The 25,514-nt window shown below is 63.4% G+C and carries 29 protein-coding genes; 14 read left to right on the forward strand and 15 right to left on the reverse strand.

The genetic code is table 11. From position 1 onward, the window contains the following. Window position 1 precedes the first annotated feature (1 nt). Together NKI54_RS14780 and NKI54_RS14785 are read left to right on the forward strand one after the other, a co-directional pair. The gene (locus NKI54_RS14780) at window positions 2-769 is read left to right on the forward strand and encodes a YbaY family lipoprotein (protein ID WP_352636515.1); all 768 of its coding nucleotides are present in this window, start codon (window positions 2-4) and stop codon (window positions 767-769) included. Window positions 770-962: 193 nt separating this feature from the next. After that, window positions 963-1,232 carry a hypothetical protein gene (locus NKI54_RS14785; protein WP_023677671.1) on the forward strand — a complete coding sequence of 90 codons (270 nt, stop codon included), beginning with the start codon at window positions 963-965 and terminating at the stop codon, window positions 1,230-1,232. A gap of 71 nt (window positions 1,233-1,303) precedes the next feature. On the opposite strand, the gene NKI54_RS14790 is transcribed toward NKI54_RS14785, so the two are convergent. The 5 genes from NKI54_RS14790 to NKI54_RS14810 form a co-directional block, all read right to left on the reverse strand. Beyond that, window positions 1,304-1,912 (reverse strand): class I SAM-dependent methyltransferase, encoded by a 609-nt coding sequence (locus NKI54_RS14790; protein WP_352636516.1) that lies wholly within the window; start codon window positions 1,910-1,912, stop codon window positions 1,304-1,306. Between the two features lie 259 nt (window positions 1,913-2,171). Next, window positions 2,172-2,594 carry a nucleoside-diphosphate kinase gene (ndk, locus tag NKI54_RS14795; protein WP_023677669.1) on the reverse strand — a complete coding sequence of 141 codons (423 nt, stop codon included), beginning with the start codon at window positions 2,592-2,594 and terminating at the stop codon, window positions 2,172-2,174. 245 nt (window positions 2,595-2,839) lie between these two features. Beyond that, window positions 2,840-3,136: a DUF1905 domain-containing protein gene (locus NKI54_RS14800; protein ID WP_352636517.1), complete on the reverse strand. Its 297-nt coding sequence runs from the start codon at window positions 3,134-3,136 to the stop codon at window positions 2,840-2,842. A gap of 147 nt (window positions 3,137-3,283) precedes the next feature. Then, on the reverse strand, window positions 3,284-3,919 hold the full coding sequence (bluB, locus tag NKI54_RS14805; protein ID WP_352636518.1) for a 5,6-dimethylbenzimidazole synthase: 636 nt from the start codon (window positions 3,917-3,919) through the stop codon (window positions 3,284-3,286). A gap of 319 nt (window positions 3,920-4,238) precedes the next feature. Continuing rightward, window positions 4,239-4,952: a glutathione S-transferase family protein gene (locus tag NKI54_RS14810; RefSeq protein WP_352636519.1), complete on the reverse strand. Its 714-nt coding sequence runs from the start codon at window positions 4,950-4,952 to the stop codon at window positions 4,239-4,241. A 73-nt stretch (window positions 4,953-5,025) separates the two neighbouring features. Here NKI54_RS14810 and NKI54_RS14815 point away from each other — a divergent pair, with 73 nt between their 5' ends. Together NKI54_RS14815 and NKI54_RS14820 are read left to right on the forward strand one after the other, a co-directional pair. Then, the gene (locus tag NKI54_RS14815; RefSeq protein ID WP_352691808.1) at window positions 5,026-5,538 is read left to right on the forward strand and encodes a DinB family protein; all 513 of its coding nucleotides are present in this window, start codon (window positions 5,026-5,028) and stop codon (window positions 5,536-5,538) included. A 14-nt stretch (window positions 5,539-5,552) separates the two neighbouring features. Continuing rightward, window positions 5,553-5,852 (forward strand): hypothetical protein, encoded by a 300-nt coding sequence (locus NKI54_RS14820; RefSeq protein ID WP_156937369.1) that lies wholly within the window; start codon window positions 5,553-5,555, stop codon window positions 5,850-5,852. A 60-nt stretch (window positions 5,853-5,912) separates the two neighbouring features. Here NKI54_RS14820 and NKI54_RS14825 read toward each other — a convergent pair whose 3' ends face one another. From NKI54_RS14825 to NKI54_RS14835, 3 genes are all read right to left on the reverse strand, one after another. Next, on the reverse strand, window positions 5,913-6,215 hold the full coding sequence (locus NKI54_RS14825) for a DUF982 domain-containing protein (RefSeq protein ID WP_023677662.1): 303 nt from the start codon (window positions 6,213-6,215) through the stop codon (window positions 5,913-5,915). Between the two features lie 164 nt (window positions 6,216-6,379). Next, entirely contained in the window at window positions 6,380-8,461 is a 2,082-nt protein-coding gene (locus NKI54_RS14830) for an ATP-dependent helicase (RefSeq protein WP_352636521.1), read from the reverse strand. Between the two features lie 94 nt (window positions 8,462-8,555). Next, the gene (locus tag NKI54_RS14835; protein ID WP_352636522.1) at window positions 8,556-8,729 is read right to left on the reverse strand and encodes a hypothetical protein; all 174 of its coding nucleotides are present in this window, start codon (window positions 8,727-8,729) and stop codon (window positions 8,556-8,558) included. 132 nt (window positions 8,730-8,861) lie between these two features. Here NKI54_RS14835 and NKI54_RS14840 point away from each other — a divergent pair, with 132 nt between their 5' ends. The 7 genes from NKI54_RS14840 to NKI54_RS14870 all read left to right on the forward strand — a co-directional run bounded on the left by NKI54_RS14840 (window position 8,862) and on the right by NKI54_RS14870 (window position 17,990). Further along, the gene (locus NKI54_RS14840) at window positions 8,862-9,041 is read left to right on the forward strand and encodes a hypothetical protein (RefSeq protein WP_023677659.1); all 180 of its coding nucleotides are present in this window, start codon (window positions 8,862-8,864) and stop codon (window positions 9,039-9,041) included. 459 nt (window positions 9,042-9,500) lie between these two features. Further along, the gene (locus NKI54_RS14845) at window positions 9,501-11,378 is read left to right on the forward strand and encodes an ABC-F family ATP-binding cassette domain-containing protein (protein ID WP_023677658.1); all 1,878 of its coding nucleotides are present in this window, start codon (window positions 9,501-9,503) and stop codon (window positions 11,376-11,378) included. A gap of 212 nt (window positions 11,379-11,590) precedes the next feature. After that, window positions 11,591-13,699: a molybdopterin-containing oxidoreductase family protein gene (locus NKI54_RS14850; protein ID WP_352636523.1), complete on the forward strand. Its 2,109-nt coding sequence runs from the start codon at window positions 11,591-11,593 to the stop codon at window positions 13,697-13,699. 56 nt (window positions 13,700-13,755) lie between these two features. Further along, window positions 13,756-14,454: a DUF2270 domain-containing protein gene (locus NKI54_RS14855; protein ID WP_352569713.1), complete on the forward strand. Its 699-nt coding sequence runs from the start codon at window positions 13,756-13,758 to the stop codon at window positions 14,452-14,454. A 170-nt stretch (window positions 14,455-14,624) separates the two neighbouring features. Further along, a complete protein-coding gene (locus NKI54_RS14860; RefSeq protein WP_502898224.1) occupies window positions 14,625-16,826 on the forward strand; it encodes a cation:proton antiporter domain-containing protein in 2,202 nt (733 codons plus the stop codon). Between the two features lie 378 nt (window positions 16,827-17,204). Further along, entirely contained in the window at window positions 17,205-17,441 is a 237-nt protein-coding gene (locus NKI54_RS14865) for a DUF680 domain-containing protein (RefSeq protein WP_352452970.1), read from the forward strand. Between the two features lie 276 nt (window positions 17,442-17,717). Then, window positions 17,718-17,990: a DUF680 domain-containing protein gene (locus tag NKI54_RS14870; protein ID WP_352452971.1), complete on the forward strand. Its 273-nt coding sequence runs from the start codon at window positions 17,718-17,720 to the stop codon at window positions 17,988-17,990. A gap of 110 nt (window positions 17,991-18,100) precedes the next feature. Here the strand turns inward: NKI54_RS14870 and NKI54_RS14875 are convergent, their stop codons facing one another. The 7 genes from NKI54_RS14875 to NKI54_RS14905 all read right to left on the reverse strand — a co-directional run bounded on the left by NKI54_RS14875 (window position 18,101) and on the right by NKI54_RS14905 (window position 22,846). Then, window positions 18,101-18,616: a SixA phosphatase family protein gene (locus NKI54_RS14875; protein WP_352569716.1), complete on the reverse strand. Its 516-nt coding sequence runs from the start codon at window positions 18,614-18,616 to the stop codon at window positions 18,101-18,103. A 9-nt stretch (window positions 18,617-18,625) separates the two neighbouring features. Continuing rightward, window positions 18,626-18,958 (reverse strand): hypothetical protein, encoded by a 333-nt coding sequence (locus NKI54_RS14880; protein WP_352569718.1) that lies wholly within the window; start codon window positions 18,956-18,958, stop codon window positions 18,626-18,628. A gap of 50 nt (window positions 18,959-19,008) precedes the next feature. Beyond that, on the reverse strand, window positions 19,009-19,716 hold the full coding sequence (purN, locus tag NKI54_RS14885; protein ID WP_352457663.1) for a phosphoribosylglycinamide formyltransferase: 708 nt from the start codon (window positions 19,714-19,716) through the stop codon (window positions 19,009-19,011). Beyond that, complete coding sequence (gene purM / locus NKI54_RS14890) at window positions 19,713-20,777, reverse strand: phosphoribosylformylglycinamidine cyclo-ligase (protein WP_352472623.1); 1,065 nt, start codon at window positions 20,775-20,777, stop codon at window positions 19,713-19,715. The genes purN and purM overlap by 4 nt, the downstream gene beginning before the upstream one ends. A gap of 109 nt (window positions 20,778-20,886) precedes the next feature. Then, window positions 20,887-21,294, reverse strand: a complete 408-nt coding sequence (locus NKI54_RS14895; RefSeq protein ID WP_352636525.1) for a hypothetical protein — start codon at window positions 21,292-21,294, stop codon at window positions 20,887-20,889. A 135-nt stretch (window positions 21,295-21,429) separates the two neighbouring features. Further along, complete coding sequence (locus NKI54_RS14900; protein WP_352569720.1) at window positions 21,430-22,062, reverse strand: hypothetical protein; 633 nt, start codon at window positions 22,060-22,062, stop codon at window positions 21,430-21,432. Between the two features lie 133 nt (window positions 22,063-22,195). Then, on the reverse strand, window positions 22,196-22,846 hold the full coding sequence (locus NKI54_RS14905; RefSeq protein ID WP_352636526.1) for a glutathione S-transferase family protein: 651 nt from the start codon (window positions 22,844-22,846) through the stop codon (window positions 22,196-22,198). Window positions 22,847-23,046: 200 nt separating this feature from the next. Here NKI54_RS14905 and NKI54_RS14910 point away from each other — a divergent pair, with 200 nt between their 5' ends. The 3 genes from NKI54_RS14910 to hdaA are packed head-to-tail and all read left to right on the forward strand — an operon-like array spanning window position 23,047 to window position 25,509. Continuing rightward, window positions 23,047-23,604, forward strand: a complete 558-nt coding sequence (locus NKI54_RS14910) for a CDP-alcohol phosphatidyltransferase family protein (RefSeq protein WP_023677645.1) — start codon at window positions 23,047-23,049, stop codon at window positions 23,602-23,604. Beyond that, a complete protein-coding gene (locus tag NKI54_RS14915) occupies window positions 23,576-24,802 on the forward strand; it encodes an AI-2E family transporter (RefSeq protein ID WP_352569723.1) in 1,227 nt (408 codons plus the stop codon). The genes NKI54_RS14910 and NKI54_RS14915 overlap by 29 nt, the downstream gene beginning before the upstream one ends. Before the next feature lie 5 nt (window positions 24,803-24,807). Then, entirely contained in the window at window positions 24,808-25,509 is a 702-nt protein-coding gene (gene hdaA, locus NKI54_RS14920; protein ID WP_352636527.1) for a DnaA regulatory inactivator HdaA, read from the forward strand. Window positions 25,510-25,514 lie beyond the last annotated feature (5 nt).

Genomic DNA, 25,514 nt, shown 5'->3' on the forward strand with positions numbered 1-25,514 from the left:
CATGCTGGACAGGATCGCCGAGTTCTTCATCTTCGGGCTGGTGCCGCTGGCCGTCGGCATATTGGCCGTTCCGGATCGTTCCGCGGCTGCCGAAAGGTCCCTCAAGGGCGAGGTGATCTATCGCGAGCGCATCGCGCTGCCGCCCAATGCCGTGCTTTCCGTGCAGCTTGCCGACGTGTCGCTGGCCGACGCGCCGGCCGCAATCATCGGTGAGCGCAAGGTGGTGCCGGCCGGCCAGGTGCCGATCAAGTTCGAGATCAGCTTCGATCCGCAGGTGATCCGGCCTGATATGACCTACGCGCTGCAGGCGCGCATCACTGTCGACGACCGGCTGCTGTTCGTCACAGATGCGCGCCACCAGGTCGACCCGCTCAGCGACGCGCCACAGACCATCATGCTGAAAATGGCGGCGCCGAGCGATGCGCCGGCGGCAGCCTCGGTGTTCGGCCAAAGCTGGCTGGTCGAATATATCGACGGTGTCGGCGTGATTGCCGAGCCGCGGGCGACATTCCGGATCAGCGAAGCCGGCAAGGCCGGCGGCAGCGGCCCTTGCAACGTCTATTTCGCCACTGCCAAGGTAGACGGCTCGACGATCGCCATCAGCGACATCGGCTCGACCTTCAAGGCCTGCGCGCCTCAGGTCATGGCCGAGGAAAAGGCGCTGTTCGAGGCGCTGGCCAAAGCGGCATCCTACCACGTCGACGCCGGCAAGCTTGTCATCATTGACAGCGGCGGCCGCGACATTCTGCGCTTCAACGCCGCGAGCTAGCGCATCACCCAAGCCGATTACTCTCTGCGGCAGCTGCATGCCGATCACGTTGTGTTTCAGCGGGAATAGGCCGGGCAGGGGGCGCGTTAGTTCTTCATAAATGGCGGGTAAGGCAAAAGGGACGTTTGTCCCTTCGTTGAAGCCGCCAGAATGGCTGCGGCTCGTTCTGGCCTTAACTCAAAGGAGTCCAGACATGAAAACGCATACGCTTATCCTTGCCGCCACCGGTGCATCGCTCCTTGCCTTTACCGGCCTTGCCAAGGCGGACGACCATCTCGTCAATGCTCTTGACCACGGTCTCAAAGCGGACAGCCAACCGTTCCAGACCAACAAGGCCGGCCATAGCGGCGATCTCGCACCGGGGCAGGGCAGCCCGTTTTCAGGTGAAGAGACCAAGACCCCGTCCACCGACACGGAAGCGGCGAACGAACATGCGAACGTGAAGGAACGCGAGGCGAAATAGACTGGCAGAACCCGCCGCTAGGGGGCGGCGGGCGAGATCTATCGGGCGACGACCGCCTACACCAGGCATTGTCAATTTGTCGCGAGTTTGAATACCGCGCCATAATGATAGGGCGGCACATCAACCAGCTCGGCGAGCTTGAACCCGCTCGCTTCCACCGACGCGGTGGTCTGTTCGGGTGACAGCCTCAGCTCGGTCTTTGGCCCGCGCGGCTCGCCCAGGACCGTGGTTTGCTCGCGCGGATACTGGTGCCAGTTGACGATGGCAAAACGACCGGCAGGGCCAAGCGTCGCGCGCACGGCGCGGGCAAGGCGCGGCCGATCCGGAACGCCGTGGAAAGCGTTGGCGATAAAGACGAAGTCGACGGTTTGAGGCACCAGCCTGGCAAGTTCATAGGCGTCGCCCGCCAAAAACTCGCAATTGCCCGCGCCTCCTTCGGCCAGCCGCCGCCTGGCGACGTCGAGCAGATCGGCATCGATGTCGATGGCGATCACATGACGGGCGACCCTGGCGATTGGCAGCGTGAACCAGCCGTCGCCGCAGCAGAGATCGACCACGTCCGTGCCGGGCTTCATGCCGACCGCCGCCAGGACGCTGGCGGGCTCGGGCCACAGCGCTTCCCACCAGCCGCCGGTTGGCATTTCGGTGCCTTGGAAGAAACCGGGAATGGTGCTGGTCATGGCCTGGTCGGCTCCATTGTCGGGACCGCGTTTGATCCGCCCCTCCGAGCTTAACGCACCCGTGACCCGTCGAGGAGCCTGAAGCTGAAAATGTCGGCTACTGCATGTCGCGCAAAACTGTGCAGCGGTTTTTGCGATACCGACATGCATCAAGACAAGAAACCTGACGCGCGTCGCAGAAGGCCGGTCGAACGCGACGCGCTTTAGCAAAAAAGGCCGGCGTTGTGCCGGCCTTCTTGATGGGGTTCGGGATGCCGGCTCAGCCGACGATCTCGGTGTCCGAGAACCAGTATTTGATCTCCTGCGCGGCGGTTTCCGGCGCATCGGAACCATGCACGGAATTCTCGCCGATCGACAGCGCGTGCAGCTTGCGGATGGTGCCTTCGGCTGCGCTTGCCGGATTGGTGGCGCCCATCACTTCGCGGTTCTTGGCAATGGCGTTCTCGCCTTCTAGTACCTGCACGACTGTCGGGCCCGACGACATGGATTCGACCAGCTCGCCGAAGAACGGACGCTCCTTGTGGACGGCATAGAAACCTTCCGCCTCGCGGCGGCTCATCCACACCCGGCGCGAAGCGACGACGCGCAGGCCGGCATCTTCCAGTATCTTGGTGATAGCGCCGGTGAGATTGCGACGGGTCGCGTCCGGCTTGATCATGGAAAAAGTGCGTTCGAGCGCCATGGGATCGTCCTTGTGATGGAGAGTGGAATTGAGGGTGGCGGGCTCTATACAAGCCGCCCGCCGGCTTGCCAAGGGGAGGCCGGTGCAGCGCGCATTTCTGCGCTGGGGCGGCGGACTTTCAAGTCGAACCATGCCGCCGCTCCATCTTTTTGCTGAGCATCGGATTTTCCAGAAACCGGTACTCACTTTGGGTCCGATCGACTGGCCGCCCTATAGCGCGTCGTCGTCAGCCTGACCCAACGTCGTCATAACTGCATCTCGATCGTCAGGTTTGCCGTGTCGCCAGCTCCGAGGCCTTCGCGGACCCGCACCGCGGTCTTGATCGGCAAGAGCAGGCTGCCGGATTTCTTGTCGGGAAACAGCGATGTCCGCCATCTGGTCTGGCCGACGACGGCTTCCACGCCAAGCGAGCCCCAGGGCCTTGCCATCCCCACCATCGCCGTCTTGATCCGGGCTCCAAGCTCCGGCGGCAGCGTCACGAAATGCCAGCCGCCCTTGCCCGGATAGACCCAGATCTCGGCCTGCACGTCGCAGCGAAACATTCAATGCCCTTCCTCAGATCAAGGCCGTCACGACTGGCCTTGCCACGGTCTCTTGTTGGCGATGCTGACGATCGGCGAAATCATCCAGAATATCCATTCTGCCCTGCAAGGGAGGAGCGCAAAGAGGATGGCAGCGCCGCCGTTGCACTACCGCCTTATCACGATCGAAGCGCGCCGGACCTCCCAGCCTTCCCGTTCCAGTTCCGGCACGCTGTGGTTCTCGCTGGGGTAGCCGACGCAGAAATAGCCGATCAGCGTCCACTCCGCCGGCACGTCCATGATCGTCGCCACCTCGGCCGGATCGAGGATCGAGACCCAGCCCATGCCTATTCCGTCGGCGCGCGCCGCCAGCCACATCGTGTGGACCGCCATGACAGCGGAATAGTCTATGGTGGCTGGCATGGTCAGGCGGCCAAGCCCATGCCCTTGCTCGGTTGCGCGGTCGGCGAAAACCGCAAGCTGGCAGGGCGCCTCATTCAGGCCGGCAAGCTTCAGGCGCGAATACAGGGCGGCGCGTTCACCGCAAAAGCTTTGGAGTGCCTCCGCGTTGCAGCGCTCGAAGCAGGCCCTGACGGCGGCGCGGCATGCTTCGCTCTCGGCGACGACGAAGCGCCAGGGCTGGCTCAGCCCGACGGACGGTGCGGCGCTGGCAAGCTCGAGCAGCCGCTCCAGCGCTCCATCGGGGAGCGGCGTCGGCTTGAATCGCCTGACGTCGCGCCGCCACAGGAAGAGGTTGGCGAGCGCAGCGCGAAAATCGGCCGGGAAATCTGGGTTTGCGATCATGGCGCGCTGCCTTTGTTGTGATTGCCCGGTTCGCCGGATGTTCGTCTTGTTTGCTTCGATCCAGGCGCTGATGAGGCGCTTCGAGCGACACTTCGTCTACCGCATTGTCGCATTTCGCCGGCTGGCAACTTTCAGCTAAGGCCGGACGACGTCCCTGCCGGCAACGCCGTGGACCTCGATCGGCAAAACAAAACCCGCCTCGGCAGGCCGGGCGGGGCGTCGGTGCGAATCATCACCATATCGAGATTAGTAGCATAGCTGCCGGCACAAAGCAAGAACAAAATGTGGCGCATCCGATGAAAACTGCCGATTTCACCCCTCAAGGGGCCTCAAGGCGGGAGATCGCTGCCGCCGCGACGTTGCGGCCGAGGCCGCCATGCAGATCGAGGCATCGTTCGAACCATTGCGCCACGACATCGCTGTCGTCGAGCAGCCGGTAGGGCGTGGCGATGCGCGCCCATTGCAGCGCGCCGAAAACGATGTAGTCGGCAAATAGCGGCGACCGGCCGCCGATGGAGGGCTGATAGCCAAGCATCGAGCGCAGCGGCTCCAGCGAGGCGCGGAAGCCGGCGAGCCCGCCGTCGCGGGTGGCGTAAACCGCCTCCAGGCGCTTGCCGAAGCGCTGCTCGCGGTTCTGCCGGAAATAGGCGGCGTTCGCCTCGTCCTGCATGGCGTGCAGGTCCAGTATCGCAGCGGTGGTGACGTAGGGATGGATGGTCAGCTGCGACCAGCGTTCGATGAAGCGCGCCGTCGCCTTACCGCCGTCGCCGGAAAACAATGTCGGCCGCTCGGGATAGGCCTCCTCGAGATAGAGCGCGATAGCGAAGGAATCGGCGACCACCGTCTCGCCGTCGCGGATCACCGGAACGAGCTTCGAGACGCCGCCTTCCACCTTCGGCACTTCGAGGAAACGGGTCGGCACGCTGGTGATGTCGAGCCCTTTGTGGGCCAGCGCCATCGCCGCCTTCCAGCAATGTGGGCTGAATGGGCGGGCGGCATCGCGGCCGACAAGGTCATAGAGCAGAATGGTCATTGGCGGCAGCGTCCTTGCAGTCTAACTATGGCCGAAACGGACCCGCGCAGGGGGTCTCGCAGGTCGAGAGAAAATGAAACAGCATTTCAGGATGTTTGCGGCCTACAATCAATGGGCCAACGGCCGCATCTACGATTCCGCCGCCGATCTCGACGAGGAAGAGTTCGACCGCAATATCGGCGTCTTCTTCGGTTCGATGATGGGAACGCTCAACCACCTCCTGGCAGCCGACCGTATCTGGATGAAACGCTTCACCGGCGAGGGCGACGCGCCGGCAAGGCTCGACACGATCCTGCACCGCGCCTTGCCAGGCTTGCGGCTGGCGCGCGAGGCCGAGGACAAACGGATCATCGACTGGGTCGACGGCCTGAGCGACAAGGCGCTGTCGGGCCGCTTCTCCTACATGACCGTCTCGGATATGCGCACCGTCTCGCAGCGGCTGGCGCCGGCGCTCGACCACTTCTTCAACCACCAGACCCACCACCGCGGCCAGGCGCATGCGATCCTGACCATTCTGGGCAAGCCAAGCCTCGGACTGGACCTGACGATGTTCCAGCGCAGCGAGGAGGGCAGGGCTTTCGCCTGAACCTGGGGCGGCTGGTGAAGCGGACGGTGGATAGAGGACGATCTGCCGAGATTGCAAAACGCGCCAAAACATTTTATGGAGCGCACGGTCGTGAGGGCGGCCGCTTCAGCAGCATTCAGCAGCAACAGCGAGAATTGGCACGCATGCCCAATGAACCCTTGCGCCTTGTGGCGTTCTTCGCCGTGGTCCTGGCGCTTCTCAACTCCGGTTATTATTTCCACCAGGGCGACATTGTCGCGACCATCTATTTCATGATCGGCGCCATTCTTGTGACCGCGGTCACCCGGATGAGCATCAGAAGGCAGCTGATTTAGGATCCGCCGGGCCAGCACTGATGACCGGAATCCGGCCGGCCATGATGACGAAGAGTCTTGTCAGGCGGCGTAGCCGCCGAGGCCCCGGGCGACCGGCTTGACCGAGACTGCCGGCTGGGCGGCCGGCCAGAGGATGCCTGCCGTCACGGCGAAGGTGATCAGGGCGTCGCGTGCCGCTTCGGCCGAGATATCGCCGGCACGTGCCGCCTCGCAGGCCTTTACCGCGGCGCCATAGCTCAGCCGGCGGCGCGAAGGCGGGAACTCGGTCAGGAATTCGTGCATCTCGGAGAACGAAGCGATCGTACGCTTGTAGCCGGCGCCAACAGTTAGGGCGACCGGGGTGGAAAACGTCCTGTCGTGCATTCTGGCCTCTCGAATGGGCGGAGGTCACGGCGGACGCCGTTCTCCGGTCTGGGGGTCGGGCAGAAACGCGGATCACGGCGCGAGGTTCCATGTTGCCGGGATTGTTTTTTCGCCGGCTCTGGGAGCGGTCGCCGGGCGAGCAGCGCCGACGTCGAGGCGGGTGCCTATTTCCACATGCCGCGCATGCGGGCGCCGAGGTCGACACGCACCTGCGGCTGGCGGCGCGGATCGTCTCTGGCCTGGACGCTGGACCATGCCACCTGCTCGAAGGCGCCGAGGATAGAGCGCGGGATGAAGCGCGTGCGCGAGGCATAGACATGGCGGTCGCCGCGCGCCGCCTGGCCGTGGACGAAAAAGCGATGCGGCATGACCAGGTGCAGGCTGTCCTTGGCCCGCGTCATCGCCACGTAGAGCAGCCGCCGCTCCTCGTCGACGTCCTCCTTGCTGCCGACGCCGAGATCGATCGGGATGCAGCCGTCGACGGTGTTGAGCACGAAGACGTTCTTCCACTCCTGGCCCTTGGCCGAATGGATCGTCGACAGGATCAGATAATCCTCGTCGCGGTGCGGCGGGCCGGCCTCGTCGCTGGTCGCGTCCGGCGGATCGAGTGTCAGCTCGGTGAGGAAGCGCTCGCGCGACGCATAGCCGGAAGCGATCTGCTCGAGCTGCAGGAGATCGGCCCGGCGCGTCGTTGCATCCTCGTGGATACGTTCCAGATGCGGCTCGTACCAGAGCCTGACCTGTTCGATGTCGGCCGGCCATTTTTGCGCGCCGGCGCGCAGGCCGCTATAGAGCGCGACAAAGCCCGGCCAGTCGTCGGCGGCACGCTGCGGCGGCCGATAGCGGGCAAGCCCCATCGTCTCGTCAAGCGAATTTGCCATGGTCTCGACGATCGCATTGGCGGCCGAAGGGCCGATGCCCGGCAGAAGTTGCAGCACGCGAAAGCCGGCGACGCGGTCGCGCGGGTTTTCGGCAAAGCGCAGTACGGCCAGCAAGTCCTTGACGTGAGCTGCATCGAGAAATTTCAGCCCGCCGAACTTGACGAAGGGGATGTTGCGGCGCGTCAGCTCGATCTCCAGCGGGCCGCTATGGTGGGAGGCGCGAAACAGCACCGCCTGTGCTTTGAGAACGGTGCCGGCCTCGCGTTCGGTGAGTATCGCCTGGCAGACGTAGCTCGCCTGCTCGGTCTCGTCGCGCACGCTGACCAGCTTCGGCTTTTCCGCAGATTTGCGCTCGGTCCAGAGATTTTTGGTGAAACGTTCCGACGCTTCGCCGATTACCGCATTGGCGGCTGCCAGGATGGTCTCGGTCGAGCGGTAATTGCGCTCCAACATGACGACTTCCGCCGGCTGCGCGAACTGCTTGGGAAAATCCAGGATATTGCGCACTTCCGCGGCGCGGAACGAATAGATCGACTGCGCGTCGTCGCCGACCACCGTCAGCCCAGATCCGTCGGGCTTGAGCGCCGTCAGGATCGATGCCTGCAGCCGGTTGGTGTCCTGGTATTCATCGACCAGCACATGGTCGAAACGCGCACCCAGATGCGCGGCGATTTCCGGCTCGCCGGCCATCTGCGCCCAGTAGAGCAGCAGGTCGTCGTAATCGAGCACGTTCTGCGCCTGCTTGGCCTCGACATATCGGGCGAACAATTGCTTCAGCTGTTCGGCCCAGCCGGCGCACCACGGGAACACCGAACCCAGCACCTCGCCGAGCGGCGCCTGTGCGTTGACGGCGCGCGAATAGATCGCCAGGCAGGTGCCCTTGGTCGGGAAGCGGGCTTCGGTCTTCGAAAACCCAAGCTCGTGGCGGGCGAGGTTCATCAGGTCGGCGGAATCCTCGCGATCGTGGATGGTGAAGGCCGGATCGAGACCGATCTCCAGCGCATAATCGCGCAGCAGCCTGGCGCCGATGCCGTGGAACGTGCCGGCCCAGCTCAGCGCATCGGTAATCACCGAGGCATCGCGCCCCAGCACCTCGCCGGCGATGCGCTCGACCCGCTTGGCCATTTCCGCTGCGGCACGGCGCGAAAATGTCATCAAAAGGATGCGGCGCGGGTCGGCACCCCTGACGATCAGATGCGCGACCCGGTGCGCCAGCGTGTTGGTCTTGCCGGAGCCGGCGCCGGCAATCACCAGCAACGGCCCGGCGATCTTGCCGTCGCCATGTTCGACGGCAAGCCGCTGCTCGGCGTTGAGCTTCGCCAGATAGGCCGGCTGGAAGGACGAATCACGGGCGGCGAGGTTCATCGCCCATCAAGCATCGTTTCTGCTTTGTTCGCAACGGTTTGCGGAGCCGGAATAGGGCTCGTGAACGAAGAAGCCTTGCGGGCAGGCCTGTCGACTAACGCTCGGGCTCGACGCCCATCCTTGCCGATTGCCGCCGCAGCGCCTCGCGATCGTCCTGTGGCGGTGGCAACAGCAGCGGATCAAAATCGTCGGGCACCTCGTCGATCACTTTCTTGGCGACGCGATAGGCAACATAGGCGATTGCCCCGGCGATGAGCAGACGGATCATGCCATCCTCCATTGATTGTGCAGCAACCGGAGACGCGGCATTTTGTTCCCAGGCCCCTTGGCGAATGCAGGAACGACACCGGCCGCGCAACCAAATCGCCGACGCCTCGTTGTCGGGCGAGAGGAGACTGCGATGAAAAAGCGCTCAATCCTGCTGCTTATGGCAGCTCTGACTGTTGCGGGTTGCGACAACAACATCCAGCCGACCAAGGCCCCTGGCGACACGGTCGATCAGAACCCGCAGGTCGACAAGAATCCGGTGCCGAAGTCGACGACCGGCGGCGATCAGCCCGGCACGCCGCCGAAACAATGACCGCCTCAAATGGCGTCGATCGGGCAAGCGGCGCCGGTCAAGGAAGGTGGCCGGCGCCGCTTGGGAGGAAGCTGATGGCGCCGGCCAGGCGGAGATCAGGCCCGCCGCACATCCAAGGATAGCCGAGTCTTTCCGCAGCGTCATGGTCGATAGCGTACAGACGGCACGCTCCTGTGGACAAACCTGCCGGCCACAGCAGCGTTTGTTCATCACATAGTTCGTTCTTCCCATGGAACAAACCAAGCTGCTGCGTGTTTGGATGTCGATCGGACGCTCCCAAGGCCGCCGTTCACGAAAGAGCCCGCTCTCCTTGTCCCCCCTCAGGATAGCGGGTTCTTTTTGCGTTTTGCGGGAAGTCGCGGCGCGGCCGCTGACTTGCTTGTCGGTTTTCGCGGCTTATGCGGCGAACCGGGGCTCAAGCCCTTGCGAAGCATGGTTGTCCCGTGCAAAAGCCCGGCCATGCTGATCATCAACGACCTTTCGCTCCGCATGGCCGGACGCCTGCTTCTCGACCATGCCTCACTGACCTTGCCGGCCGGCAGCAAGGCTGGCCTTGTCGGCCGCAACGGCACCGGCAAGACGACCCTGTTCAAGGCGATCACCGGCGACCTCGCCTCCGAAACCGGCTCGATCAGCCTGCCCAAAAACACGCGCATCGGCCAGGTCGCGCAGGAAGCGCCGGGCACCGAGGAGCCGCTGATCGAGATCGTGCTCAAGGCCGACCTTGAGCGGAGTGCACTGCTCGAAGAGGAAAAGACGGCGACCGATCCGCACCGCATCGCCGACATCCACATGCGGCTGGCCGATATCGATGCGCACTCGGCCGAGTCACGCGCGGCCACCATTCTCGCCGGCCTCGGCTTCGACGATGCCGCGCAGCGGCGCCCGGCCTCGTCCTTCTCCGGTGGCTGGCGCATGCGCGTCGCGCTGGCCGCCGTGTTGTTTGCCGAGCCCGATCTGCTGCTGCTCGACGAGCCGACCAATTATCTCGATCTCGAAGGCACGCTGTGGCTGGAAAACTACGTGTCGAAATACCCGCACACCGTGCTGCTGATTTCGCACGATCGCGACCTGCTCAACCGCGCCGTCAACTCGATCGTCCATCTCGACCAGAAGAAGCTGACCTTCTGGCGCGGCGGCTACGACCAGTTCGAGCGTCAATACACCGAGCAGCGCGAATTGCAGGAGAAGGGCCGCGTCAAGCAGGAAGCCGCGCGCAAGCACATGGAATCCTTCGTCGAGCGCTTCCGCGCCAAGGCGTCGAAGGCGAGGCAGGCGCAGTCGCGCATCAAGGCATTGGAGAAGATGAAGCCGATCGCCGCGATCGTGAACGACGCGGTGCGGCCGTTCTCCTTTCCGGAGCCGGTGAAGTCGGTGGCCTCGCCGATCATTGCGCTGAACAACGTCAACGTCGGCTACACCGAGGGCGAGCCGATCCTGAAGAAGATGACGCTGCGCATCGATGCCGACGATCGCATCGCGCTGCTCGGCGCCAACGGCAACGGCAAGTCGACTTTCGCCAAGCTTTTGGCCAGCCGGCTGAAGCCGGAGACCGGCAGCATGACGGTGGCGCCCGGGCTGAAGGTAGCAATCTTCGCCCAGCACCAGCTCGACGACCTCAGGCCCGACGAAAACGCCTATGAGCATGTCCGCCGGCTGATGCCGGAGGCGCCGGAATCCAAGGTGCGCGGCCGCGTCGCCCAGTTCGGCCTGACCACCGAAAAGATGAATACCGCCGCCAAGGATCTGTCTGGCGGCGAAAAGGCGCGGCTCCTGATGGGCCTGTCGGCCTTCGAGGGGCCGAACCTGTTCATCCTCGACGAGCCGACCAACCATCTTGATATCGACAGCCGTGAATCGCTGATCCATGCGCTGAACGATTTTCCCGGCGCGGTCATCCTGATCTCGCACGACCGCCATCTGCTCGAAGCGACCGCCGACCGGCTGTGGCTGGTCAAGGACGGCGCGGTTAATCCGTATGACGGCGATCTCGAGGATTACAAGACGCTGGTCACCGGCGTCTCCGGCGACCGCCGCGGCAAGCGCGAGGCGGACAAAGCGTCGAAGGCCGACCGCCGCCGCGATGCAGCCGCGCGCCGCGCCGCCTTCGAGCCGCTGGCCAAGGAAATCCGCGCCACCGAAGCGCTGATGGACCGCCTCCGCAAGCGCATCGACCTGATCGAGGACGAGCTCGCCAATCCGGCCGTCTACGAAAAGGACCCCTCGACCGCGACAAGGCTGGCCAAGGAGCGCTCACAACTTGCGCAACAGCTGGCCGGCCATGAGGAAAAATGGCTGTCGATGTCGGCGGAGTACGAGGAAGGCACGGCGGAGTAGGAGAGCGTAATCTCCCCGCTCGTGGGTTCCCGCCAGCCTGACAGCCATTTGGAGCCGCCGGTCGTTGGAGTTTGATCAAGAGCGAGTCACACCGACGACGTTGCGATCCTTCACGCCCCCCTCTGTCCTGCCGGACATCTCCCCCACTTGGGGGGAGATTGGCTCGTCATCTGGCCCTACACCTGGTTGTCCAAAGCAGCTAGTTTGACCCCATGAATCAGCATGCCAAACTCAAAATCGGCCATTCGGCCTGTCCGCATGATTGTCCGTCGACCTGCGCGCTCGAGGTCGAGCTGCTCGACGCCAGGCGCATCGGCCGCGTCCATGGCGCCAAGGCCAACAGCTATACGGCCGGCGTCATCTGCGCCAAGGTCGCCCGTTACGCCGATCGCGTCCATCATCCCGACCGCCTGCTGAAGCCGCTGGTCCGGGCCGGCGCCAAGGGCGACGGCGCCTGGAAGGAAGCGAGCTGGGAGGCGGCGCTCGATCTGGTCGCTGAAAAATTCATCGCGGCGGAGGCAAAATACGGCTCGGAGACGGTCTGGCCCTATTACTATGCCGGCACCATGGGGCTGGTGCAGCGCGACGGCATCGAGCGGCTCAGGCACGCCAAGAAATACTCCGGCTTCTTCGGTTCGATCTGCACCAATCTGGCCTGGACCGGCTGGATGATGGGCGCCGGCGCGCTGCGCGGCCCCGACCCGCGCGAAATGGCAAAGTCCGACTGCGTGGTGATCTGGGGCACCAACGCCGTGGTCACGCAGGTCAACGTCATGACCCACGCCATCAAGGCGCGCAAGGAACGCGGCGCCAAGATCGTCGTCATCGACGTCTACGAAAATGCAACGATGAAGCAGGCCGATCTCGGCCTGGTGCTGAAGCCCGGCACCGACGGCGCGCTGGCCTGCGCGGTGATGCACGTGCTGTTCCGTGACGGCATGGCCGACCGCGCCTATCTAGAAAAATACACCGACGATCCGCACGGTCTGGAAGCGCATCTCAAGACGCGGACGCCGCAATGGGCCGCTGACATCACCGGGCTTTCCGTCGACGAAATCGAGGCCTTCGCCCGCCTCGTCGGCACGACGAAGAAGACCTATTTCCGCCTCGGCTACGGTTTTTCGCGGCAGCGCAACGGTTCGGTCAACATGCATGCCGCAGCCTCGATCGCGGCGGTCACCGGCTGCTGGCAGTATGAGGGAGGCGGCGCCTTCCATACCAATTCGGGCATCTTCAAGCTCAACCAGGAACTGCTCGAAGGCACGCGGATGCGCGACCCCGCGATCCGTCATCTCGATCATTCGCGCATCGGCCCGGTGCTGACCGGGGCTGAGGATGCGCTCTATGGCGGCCCGCCGGTGACGGCGCTGCTGATCCAGAACACCAATCCGGTCAATGTCGCGCCGGAGCAGCGGCTGGTGAAGCAAGGTTTTCTGCGCGACGATCTGTTTTCCTGCGTGCACGAGCAGTTCATGACCGACACCGCCAAGCTCGCCGATGTGGTGCTGCCGGCGACGATGTTTCTCGAGCATGACGACGTCTACAAGGGCGGCGGCAACCAGCATATCACACTCGGGCCGAAGCTGATCGACCCGCCGGAAGGCCCGCGCACCAACCATTTCGTTGTCGAGGAGTTGGGCAAGCGCCTCGGCGTTGCCGACATGCCGGGCTTCGGCCTGACAGAACAGCAGCACATCGACATCATCCTGGGCAAGCGCGGGCTGGGCAGTTTCGACAGTCTGAAGGAAGACAAATGGGTCGACCTGCAGCCGGATTTCGAGGCCGCGCATTTCATCACTGGCTTCGGCCATGCCGACAAGAAGTTCCATTTCCGCGCCAACTGGACCGGGCAGGCAGCGCCCAACCGGCCGCCGAAAAGCATGGGCCTCTTCGGGCCTGTGCAGCGGCTGCCGGAATTTCCCGATCACGTCGACCTGATCGAGGTGGCGGACGCGGCGCACCCGTTCCGGCTGACCACCTCGCCGGCGCGCAATTTCCTCAATTCGACCTTTGCCGAAACGCCGGTGTCGCAGGCAAAAGAGCGCCGGCCGGAGCTGCTCGTGCATCCCGATGATGCGGCGGCACTCGGCGTCGCCGACGGTGGCCGCATCGAGGTCGGCAACCAGCGTGGCGAAGTGGTGCTGCACGCAAAACTGTTCGACGGCATCAAGCGCGGCGTCGTAGTCGCCGAAGGCATCTGGCCCAACAGCGCCCATGAGCGCGGCGAGGGCATCAACGTGCTGACCGGCGCCGATGCGCCGGCGCCCTATGGCGGCGCCGCCTTCCACGACAACAAGGTCTGGCTGCGCCCGGCGGATTGAGCGTCGGAACGATATCTCCATCCGGCCGTTTTCGCGTGGCGGGTGGAGGCATTGTCATGGCAGAAGTGTTGCCGGCGCCGGATCCCATCGGAAGGACACTGTCGTCCGGCGAACTCGTAACCACGATGTCCCACTTTCATCGCGCCGAGATTGCGCGCATGGCTGGGTGGCGCGACCGCCTGGACCGGACGAGCAACTGGGCGATAACCGTTGTCGCAGCCATGCTGTCCGTTTCGCTTTCGACAGCCAGCGCTCACCATGGCGTGCTGCTGTTTGCCATGCTGCTTGTTCTGCTGCTGCTGTGGATAGAGGCCCGCCGATATCGCTTCTTCGACTTCTATCGGGCTCGCGTGCGCCAGTTCGAACGGCACTATTTCGCGCAGATATTCTCGCCGCAGCCGGACTTCGCGTCCGATTGGCTGTTGATCGTCGGCGAGAGCCTGCGCGCGCCGAAATTCCTGATTTCGCAACGCGTGGCTTTGGCGCGCCGCCTGCGTCGCAATTACATTTACATGCTGCTGATTCTGCTGCTGGCCTGGATCCTCAAACTGTCGACCCCCAGTCTTCTGGCCGAAGGCGTCCGCATCGGCTTCGTCGGGTCGATGCGTGAGGCCGTCACCAGTGCTGCCCTGGGTCCCGTTCCTGGTGGCGCCATCGTCGTGCTGGTCGCCGTCCTCTATGCAGGCCTGCTGGTGACAGCCTTTCTGACAGAGAGCGACGACGGCGAACTCTCCTTCGGTGACGTCCACGTCTAGCAACGCAACGCCCTGTCGCGCGTTGTTGGACACGTGCATTGGGCGATGGGGGTTTCATGGCTTGGCAGGCTCCGACACGTTCCAGCCTGACACTGCTGGTTTGCGCTTTCGTCCCCGCGGGCGCGGCCTGGGCAGCGGAGACGCTCGTTGCCGGTACCCGGGCCTCCGGCATGGGTGGTTCGGGCGAAGGCGCTTTCGTCGCCGAGATCGTGCTTCTGCTGCTTGTTGGGCGCGGCCTGGGCGAAGTGCTGCAGCGTTATGGCCAGCCGGCAATCATGGGCCAACTGATCGGCGGCATCCTGCTCGGTCCTTCGCTGTTCGGCTGGCTGTGGCCGTCGGCCCAGCACCTGATCTTTCCCAGTGATCCTGCGCAAAAGGGCATGATCGACGCCGTCTCGCAGCTCGGCATCCTGATGCTGCTTTTGCTGACCGGCATGGAGACCGACCTGCGGCTGGTGCGCCGGGTTGGCGCGGCCTGTTTTTCCATTTCGGCGACCGGCGTCGTGGTGCCCTTCATCTTCGGTTTCGCGCTGGCGCAATTCCTGCCGGACGCATTGCTGGCTGACCCGACGCAGCGCACCGTCGCCGGGCTGTTCCTGGGCACCGCGCTGTCGATCTCGTCGGTCAAGGTCGTCGCCATGGTGGTGCGCGAGATGAACTTCATGCGCCGCAACCTCGGACAGGTGATTATTTCCTCGGCGATTATCGAGGACACGATCGGCTGGCTTATCATCGCCGTAACCTTCGGCATCGCCACCAATGGCAGGCTGCAGTTCGCGCCGCTGGTGACCACCATCGCCGCAGTGGCACTGTTCATGGTGTTCTCCTTCACCATCGGCCGCCGTCTTGTCTTCACCTTGATCCGCTGGACCAACGATCAATTCCGCAGCGAGTTTGCGGTGATCACCATGATCCTCATCATCATGGGCGTGATGGCGCTGATCACCAACATGATAGGCGTCCATACCGTGCTGGGGGCGTTCGTCGCCGGTATCCTTGTCGGGGAATCGCCCATCCTCTCTAGCCATATCGAAGGCCAACTTCGCGGCGTCATCACCGCGCTGTTCATGCCGATCTTCTTCGGCATGGCGGGGCTTTCCGCCGATCTCACCGTGCTTGCCGATCCGACGCTTGCCATGCTGACGGGCGCTCTCGTGGTCATCGCCAGCATCGGCAAGTTTGGCGGCGCCTTCATCGGCGCCAGGCTCGCCGCCATGTCGTTCAAGGAAGCAATCGCCGTCGGCAGTGCCATGAACGCGCGCGGCTCGACCGAGGTCATCGTCGCCAGCATCGGCCTGTCGATGAACATCCTGTCGCACAATCTCTTCACCATGATCGTTACCATGGCCGTGATCACCACGCTGGCCATGCCGCCGATGCTGCGCTGGGCGCTCGGCCGGCTGCCGGTTGGGCACGACGAGCAGCAGCGTGTCGAGCGCGAGGCGTTGGACGAATACGGCTTCATTTCCAGGCTGGAGAGGCTGCTGGTGCTGGTCGACGACAGCAGGATCGGCAAGTTCACTGCATATCTCGCCGGACTGGTCGGCGGAGGCAGCGGCATGCCCACCACCTTGCTTCAGCCGAAGGACGGCCGAATTGACAGGCCAACCGACAGCAAAGGACAGGAGCGCGCCCTGCAGGAAATCAAGAAGGGCGCAAAAAAGAGCGCTCAGGCGGTGAAACGGATCGAAGATACGCTTGTCGACAAAGTCCATCTGACGGCCCGCACCGAATTGGAAGCCACGGGTGAGACGATCGCCGAAGAGGCCCGCAAGGGATACGGCCTGTTGCTGGTCGGCCTTGACGATGTGCTGACCGCCGATGGCGCCTTCGCGCCGGCCCTCAACGACATTGCCGCGGGATTTGACGGCCCGCTTTGCCTGGTCCTGAACGGCGGCAATGCTGGCGAAAAGATGCCGACGCTGAAGGCCGGCACCAGCATTCTCGTCCCCGTCAACGGTACCCAGGTGGCGCGTCGCGCCGCCGACTTGGCGCTGGCGCTGGCCCGTCCAAACCGGGCGCGGATCAAGGTTCTCTACGTCTCGCAAAAGGCGGCCAAGGGCCGCAGGTCGACATCGGTGTCACATAGCCGCGAAGAGGCCGTGCTGAAAGACATCGCCGATCTGGCGGGCCGCTACGGCCTGCATATCGACACCGCGTTCCATACCCGCGTCACACCCGACAAGGCGATCACCCGGGAGGCGGCCAAAGGCGCGGCGATCGTCGTGATGGGCGTCACTCAACGTCCGGGCGAGGACCTGTTCTTCGGCGAAACCGCCGGCGCTGTTTTAGCCGCCTGCAATTGCCCCGTGGTGCTTCTGGCCAGCGCGCGGCCCAAGCATGACGCCGCTGGCGCTGAACTGGCAGCGTGAATTTCACGGCGCATTGATCCGTCGGCAGGAATGTCGATCGAGCCTCTGAAAGCGCTGATCAGCCAAACGTAAAAGAGCTCGAACCGAACGGTTCGGTTCTGTTGACAGAGAGTACAGGAAAGGGCGAACGCCGGCTCAAAGAATGTTCGCGCGGCAAATCACCACTGACCGCATAACTAGTTGAAAAGAAAGAAGAACATTGTGGCACAAGGAGCTGCATGTCGAATTTCAAGCGGCCAATTTGGCGCACCCGTACAAAATTTTCGTGATTGGAAACGACAGGCTTGCCGACCCATCTCGGGGTGGTCCGAGCGACGCGAATTCCTCCCGAGGCACGCCACTTGACGGACAGACTAAAGAACTACCGGAGTACCCGAAATGACCAAGCTCGCTCTTACCGCCGCCGCCATCCTCGTTGCCACCGGCACTGCTTTTGCCGGCAGCGACCATTATGGCTCGGACAACGTCAACCAGCCGGCCGCTGCTGCTGCTGCCAACGTCGACAACACCTTCACCGGTTCGATCCGCAAGCCAGTTACTTCCGAGCGTACCGGTGCCAAGATAACCTCCGAGTCGGTGGCGCCTGAATCCGGCCAAGGCATCTGGGGCCGCTGATTATCACGGCCCGCAACACAAAGAGCGGCGGGCTTGGCCCGCTACTCTTGCTTTCGCGTATCAACGGGCGTGTGCGCCGAATAGCATCCTGCGCCAATCGAATACGTTGATCTGCAGGTTTCATCTGTAGCCACAATCTCGGTTGCTGAAATCGTCCAGCAACGTGCACATCGGAAAAAGCCGGGTGCGTATTCGTCGGCGCGGACAGCGCTCTCATCTCGAATGCGTCGAAAGCAACGACAACTCACGAATGACCAGTACACTGGAGTACCTGAAATGACCAAGATTGCTCTTACCGTCGCCACCATCGTCCTCGTCGCCACGGGCAGCGCCTTTGCAGGCAGTGATCACTATGGTTCGGACGGCGTCAACCAGCCGGCCGCGCCTGTTGGCAACGCGCCTGTCGGCACCATCGACAGCGGGTTTACCGGTTCCATCCGCAAGCCGCTGACGGCCGAGCACAACGCCGTCGACACCGAGGCGACGACCCGGTTCGGCACTGATCAACCCGTAGTGCCCCAATCTGGCCGGGGCAACTGGGGCCGATAGTTCCTCAAACCCCGGAGCACGAAGAGCGGCGGGCTTGGCCCGCCGCTTTTGTTTGTGCGAAGCCGGGTTTGGCCGAAAGGTCGGCGATCCCCCGGCCTGTCAGGCAGTCCCTAGCGAAGATCCTTCGGCCAAATGCAGTGCGTCAGCCGGGCGCTGCCGAAGGTGAGACCGGCCCAATCGCCATCGACGTCGAACCGAGCCAGGGCCGCGGTCGGGAATTTTTCCGCCAGTTTTTTCAGCGCCGCTTCATCAGATCCAGCCCCGGCAAGACCGCGCGCGAACTCCTCCAACCCGGGATTGTGGCCAAGCACCAGCAGCGTTCCGGTCCCCGCCTTCACTTGCCGCACCTTGGCGAGGATGTCCGCCGCTGCTGCCTCGTAAAGCGCCTGGGCAGATTTGGCCTGCACCTTCGCCGGCAATTCCGCCGAGACCAGCCGCCATGTGTCGCGGGTGCGCAGTGCCGGCGACACCAGCGCCAACTCCGGCAGCCAGCCGCGCCGGGCCAGTTCGCGCCCGACCAGTGGTGCTGCCTTCAGCCCGCGCGCGGACAGCGGCCGGTCGAAGTCGATGAGGTCGGGATCGTCCCAACTCGACTTGGCGTGACGCAGGAGCAGCAGTTGCTTCATGGATTCAATTCAAGTCCAAGAGATGTCCGGCTGAAAGTCTTTCCCATAGCCGCCGCCATGTTTTGTGCCCATGGCGGTATCAAAACTCGCCCAAAGCGCACCAAAGATGAACAGGCCTACATGCCGTTCATCTTTATCCCATCTGACCAAAATGTCTGCTTCAGTGATGGCCCAATCGCCCGATCGAAGGTGAATTGCACCGACGACGGGACCTACTCGTCCGTCCTCGATCCGACAGAGATAAAAATATGCCGTGGCACTTTTCGGATCGTCCGCCTCGTCGTACTCGAAGACGCCGGCGAGATCACGCTTTGTCCGGATCGCGCTGTCGAAAACGTCCATTGATCTATTCTGTCATTCCCCGGCGATTTATTGGCCGTTTCTGCGGACCCTCACGGCGTGATCCGCGCCAGGTGCTCGAGATCGGTCTCTTCGCGCAGCGGGTCGGGCGCGATCACCACCGACGTGGCGTTGTCGGCATCGTCGGCGAAGCGCGAAAACACCGTGCGGCCGCCTTCCATCCGCGCCTTGCCTTCGGCGACTAGGCCCAGCGCCAGCGGATAGAGCTGGTGCTCGGCCTTGAGCACGCGCGCGGCCAGCGTATCCTCATTGTCGCCGACCATCACCGGCACGGCGGCCTGGGCGATGATCGGCCCGTCATCCATGTCGAGCGTGACGAAATGCACCGTGCAGCCATGGATGCGCATGCCTGCGCGCAGCGCCCGCGCATGCGTATCCAGCCCCTTGAAGGCAGGCAGCAGGGCAGGGTGGATATTGATCATGCGGCCCTGCCACTTCTCTACGAAGCGCGCGCCGAGGATGCGCATATAGCCGGCCAGCGCGACGATCTCGGCGCCGAACGACAAGAGGGCCGCATCGATCGCCTCGTCATGCGCTTGCTTGCTGGCATAGTCGGAGCGCGAAATCACTCTGGTGGCGATGCCGCGCGCCGCGGCGATGCCAAGGCCGGCGGCATTGGCGCGGTCGGAGATGACGCCGACGATCTCGGCCGGATAGGCCGGGTTGCTCGCCGCCGCAACCAGCGCCGTCATGTTGGAGCCGCGCCCCGAGATCAGTACGACCGTCCGTTTCCTGGTCATAGGCCAATCGAGCCCCGATAGATGACGCCGGCATCGCGGCGCGGCACGATCTGGCCGATCGGCGTCACCGTCTCGCCGGCCTCCTGCAGAACGGCAGCGACCTGCGCCGCCTGGCCGGAGGCGACGACCAGGATCATGCCGATGCCGCAATTGAAGGTCCGCATCATCTCTTCCGGCGCGACGCCGCCGGTCTTGGCCAGCCACGAAAACACCGGCGGCACCTCGATGGCGCCGAGATCGAGCTCGGCCGAAAAATCCTTGGGCAGAACGCGCGGGATATTTTCGGGAAAGCCGCCGCCGGTGATATGGGCTAGCGCCTTGATGCCATGCGTGTTGCGGATCGCCTTGAGGATCGACTTGACGTAGATGCGCGTCGGCTCGAGCAGCGCCTCGGCCAGCGTCGCCTCGTCATTGAACGGCGCCGGATCGCCCCAGCCAAGGCCGCTTACGGCGACGATGCGGCGGACCAGCGAAAAGCCGTTCGAATGCAGGCCCGACGAGGCGAGGCCGAGCAGCACGTCGCCTTCGACGATGTCGTCGGTCGGCAGCAGCTGGCCGCGTTCGGCGGCACCGACGGCAAAGCCGGCAAGGTCGTAATCCTTGTCGTGATACATGCCGGGCATTTCCGCCGTCTCGCCGCCGATCAGCGCGCAGCCGGCCTGCCGGCAGCCGGCAGCGATACCGCCGACGATCGAAGCACCCTGGTCGGGATCGAGCTTGCCGGTGGCGAAATAGTCGAGGAAGAACAGCGGCTCGGCGCCTTGCACGACGATGTCGTTGACGCACATGGCGACGAGGTCGATGCCGATCGTATCGTGCTTGCCGGCATCGATGGCGATCTTCAGCTTGGTGCCGACGCCGTCATTGGCGGCCACCAGCACCGGATCGGTGAAGCCGGCGGCCTTGAGGTCGAACAGGCCGCCGAAGCCGCCGATCTCGCCATCGGCGCCCGGCCGGCGGGTGGCGCGCACCAGCGGCTTGATCTTCTCGACCATGAGGTTGCCGGCATCGATGTCGACGCCCGCTTCGGCATAGGTGAGCCCGTTCTTGCGCTTGCTCATTTCCGGCGCCTGCTCATCTGTTGCGCTTGCCTGTCGCTGGTTTCATTCGCTTGCGGGCTCTTCGCATGAACGGTTTTGCCCCGCAAGGCAAGCGCGTGATGATGGTGTTTCAGTTGGATAACGGCGGAACCGGGCGTGATACACTCCAACAGTAAAAAGAAATCCCTGCCAGAATTGCGGCGAGGCCTCCGACGGTGGCAAGAGACCTGATCTCACCGTCGAAGGGCAGGGTCCCATACGAGAAGCCGGCGGCGATCAAAGCCGTCGCGGCAGTCCACAGACCTGGCTTTGCAGCGACTGACCTTGAGAAAACGAACGCGACGACAGCGGCGGTCAGCCAGAGGGGCCAAGAGACGACCACGCCTACGGCCAGATAAAGAGCGAAGGTCGAAAGAAGATCCTGCGCTGCCACGTTGCGGTGCGAGGCTCCGAAAAATGCGAAGACCAAAAGACTTTCCGTCAGTCCGGCCAGATAACAAAGCGTTACTCGCCAAGCGATTGTGATTCTCTGCGCCATCGTCATTCAGCAGTGGGGAAATAGGCTGTCGCTTCACGGGCTCTTCGCATGAACGGCCGCACCTCGCAAGGATGACGGCGGGATCAGACGGTCTTGGCTCGACAAAGGAGTGGACAGTCGCCCAAGCTGCCCCCCTTATGGACGCCCCTCTCGTTCCGCCAGAACCATGTCGACGCGGTCGAGTTGTGCCTTGGCGTAGCCGCTCAGCGCTATTCCGCCATTGTTCGTTCGAATCCAGTGCACAGCCTGCTTAACCCGCTCGTAGTGCCCAAGTTCGATTTCGCAGGCAATCAGCGCGAGGATTCGAACTGCGAAGGGCTGTGTGAATTCGTAAGGTTTGTCGAGCAACTCGCTATGTCCGGCGACGTAACTGGCGAGGTCCGGGTTCTGAGCCCTGATCCGTCGCGCCAGCTCGACATATTTCCCCAGCAACCTATCTATGCTCGTCTGGTCAAGGTGCTCAAAGTAACGAGCATAAGCTTTCAGCTCATTGTTAAATATCGTTTCAGGATGAAACTGCGACAGTCCGGGCCAGATCCATTTTTTGCCGTACAGCCTTTCAAGCAACGGCCTGACGGTAAGAAAGTCCAGGTAAACGAGCATGTTCAAATGAACATCGCCATGGCTTGCAGTAAAGGCCTCTTCGAGAATCAGGCTGATATCGTCGCTCCGGTCGACTTCGAAGACGCCTTTCCGGATGCGGCGAAAGCCATGTCCCGTCATGAACGTATCGAGATACTTACGCACTTCGCCAACGGCCAAAGACAAGGTTCCACTCCCTCTCTGTTGCGCATCGTGCCTTGCTAGCGGCCTATTAGTCCATCCAAAGCGCGCCTTGTTTCCTAACGGCCAAAGGATAGCGCGCTTCGGGCTCGCTTCCATTTGGTTAGTTCAACGCTGGCTATTCTTCACGCCCCTCTGCGTTGATTGCAAATTGCGCGGCGAAAGCCCGGATATAAGCCGGCCGAGCTTCCCCGCGCGCTACATAGGCAGCCAAGTTTTGATATTCGTCCAAAATGCCTGACATTCTTAGTCGCAGCAGCACCGATACCATCAATAAATCGCCTGCGCTGAACGTATCATCGAGCCAGTCGGCGACGCCCAAGTGGGCCGAGAGTTTGTCCAGCCGAGCGCGAACACGGTCCTTTACTAACGGCAAGCGCTCCTCGCTCCAAGGCTTGTCACGTTCGAATATTCTTGCCGTCGTTAATTCGAGGATCGTCGGCTCGACGGTGTTAAGTGCGGCAAACATCCACGTGATCGCACGCGCGCGGGCATTGGGATCCTTCGGCAGCAATCCCGCATGCTGCTCAGCAAGGTGAAAGACGATCGAGCCGGTTTCGAACAGCGAGAGAGAACCTTCCTCATAGGTGGGGATCTGGCCGAAGGGATGGATGGCCAGATGGCCAGGCGCCTTCATTTCTGCGAAGGAAACAAGACGAACCTCATACGGCTGCCCCACTTCTTCGAGCGCCCAGCGAACGCGCGTATCGCGCGCCAGTCCCTTGCCGCCATCGGGCGATCGTTCAAATGCTGTGATAGTGATTGTCATCGCGTCCGTTTCCTTGCTGGGCAAATTTCCTCGGCTTCCTATCGTGAGACGAATGAGCCTCCCCGAAATCGACATCGGTCTTGACCTATTTCATTGCTGGCGCCCTCGTGGGGAGATTGGCAGCTTCTGTGTCGCTTCTCACTTGCCGTAACCCTCCATCTCCATCATGTATCGACAAACAAGAGCGACGGGATATGCGTTTGACCATCCCCAACATGATCACGATCATGCGCTTCGTGCTGGTGCCGGCCGTGGTGCTGGCCATGCTGCAGGAACGCTGGGACTGGGCCTTTGCCGGCTTCCTCATTGCCGGCATTTCCGACGGCGTCGACGGCTTCATCGCCCGTCATTTCAACCAGTTTTCCAGGCTCGGCGCCTATCTCGATCCGATGGCCGACAAGCTGCTGCTGGTCTCGGTTTTCGTGGTCCTGGGCTTCAGCGGCGAACTGCCGCTGTGGCTGGTCGTTACCATGGTGTCGCGCGACGCACTGATCGTCTGCGCCGTGCTTTTATCCACCGTCATGGCGCATCCGGTCGAGATGAAGCCGCTCCTGGTGTCGAAGGCCAACACCGCGATCCAGATCGTGCTGGCGGCAGTGGTGTTGGGCGAGCTCGCCTTCGACATCCGTCTCGATCCGCTGAGGCCGGCCCTCATATTGCTGTCCGGGGTCTTGACCGTGGCTTCGGCCGCGGCCTATCTCGTGGCTTGGCTGAGGCATATGAGCGGCTATGGCGAAGGCTCCACACCCGGCACCTGAACACGGGGCACCTGACCACCGGGCACCTGACGAACGGTCCATCGACGCCGAGGCCGAAGCCGCGGCAGCGGAGGCTGCGGCATCGGCGTCGTTTCGCCGCCAGATCCGCTTCTGGCTGGTCAGCGCCATCATCCTCGCCGTCTTCCTTTATGTCTTCAGCGGCATCCTTCTGCCCTTCGTTGCCGGCATGGTGCTCGCCTATTTCCTCGATCCTGTGGCCGACCGGCTGGAGCGCCTCGGCCTGTCCAGGCTGATGGCGACGGTGGTCATCCTCATCGCCTTTATCGTCGTCCTGGTGCTGGCCGTCGTCATCCTGGTTCCGGTGCTCGCCTCGCAGATGGCTGATTTCGCCAGCAAGCTGCCGGACTATCTGACCCGGCTGCAGGGCCTGATCACCAGCTTCGACCCGAAATGGCTGGAAGAAAAATTCGGCGTCGACGCCAACGGTCTGCGTGAAGGCTTGAACTCGCTGCTGACCTCCGGCTTCGGCCTCCTGACCACCGTCTTCACCTCGATCTGGAGCTCCGGCGTGGCGCTGGTCTCGGTGGTCAGCCTGTTCGTGGTGACGCCGGTCGTCGCCTTCTACATGCTGCTCGACTGGGACCGCATGGTGGCAATCGTCGACAGCTGGGTGCCGCGCGACTATGTCAAGACCGTCAGGGCGATCGCCAGGGACATCAATACGGCAACCGCCGGCTTCGTGCGCGGACAGGGCACGCTGTGCCTGGTGCTGGGCGCCATGTATGCCACCGGCCTGACGTTGACGGGCCTGAATTTCGGCATCCTCATCGGCCTGTTTGCCGGGCTGATCTCGTTCATCCCCTATGTCGGCTCGCTGACCGGCCTGGTGCTGGCCGTCGGCGTCGCCTTCGTCCAGTTCTGGCCGGACTGGACCATGATCGCGGCGGTGGCCGGCGTGTTCTTCGTCGGGCAGTTCATCGAGGGCAATATCCTGCAGCCGCGGTTGGTCGGCAAAAGCGTCGGTCTGCATCCGGTGTGGCTGATGTTTGCGCTGTTTGCCTTCGGCGCGCTGTTCGGCTTCGTCGGCCTGCTGATTGCCGTGCCGGCTTCCGCCGCCGTTGCCGTTCTGGTGCGTTTCGCCATCGCCCGCTATCTCGAATCGCCGCTCTACAAGGGCCATGCCGACGAGCCGGTGCCGCCGCTGCAGGTGCGGCGCCGCGGGGGCGCGCGCGGTTGAGCCAGATGCCGGACAAGATCGATCCGCCGCGTCAATTGCCGCTCGATCTAGGCCACGGCACCGGCTATTCGCGCGACGAGCTCGTCGTCTCCAGCACCAACAGCCAGGCGGCGGCGCTTGTCGACCGCTGGCCGGACTGGCCGTCGCCGGTCGTTGTGCTGGCCGGGCCGGCCGGCTCGGGGAAAACCCATCTGGCCTCGATTTGGCGGACCCGCGCCGACGCCGTGAAAGTGGAGGCCGGCCGCATCGGCGAGTGCATCGAAAACCTCGGCCCGCATCCGGCCCTGATCGACGATATCGATGCGGAACCGATCGATGAGCACGGCCTCTTCCACCTGATCAACGCGGTGCGCGGCGCCGGCTCGACCTTGCTGTTGACGGCGCGGCGCTTCCCGTCCGCCTGGGGCGTCAGGCTGCCCGACCTGGCGTCGCGGCTGAAGGCGGCGGCGACCGTCGAGATCCACGAACCCGACGATCTTCTGCTGGCCGGCGTCATCACAAAGCTGTTCGCCGACCGCCAGGTCGAGGTCGAGCCGCATGTCGTGCAATATCTGGTGCGCCGCATCGAGCGCTCGCTGGCCACTGCCATGCGCGTGGTCGAACGGCTCGACCGCACCGCGCTCGAGCGCAAGACGCCGATCACCCGCGCGCTCGCCGCCGAGACCGTCAGCGCCATGGACGAAGGGCAGGGCGAGTTCGAGATTTAGAGGAT

It is taken from the genome of Mesorhizobium sp. M0663 (assembly GCF_040320585.1).
GTDB lineage: Bacteria > Pseudomonadota > Alphaproteobacteria > Rhizobiales > Rhizobiaceae > Mesorhizobium.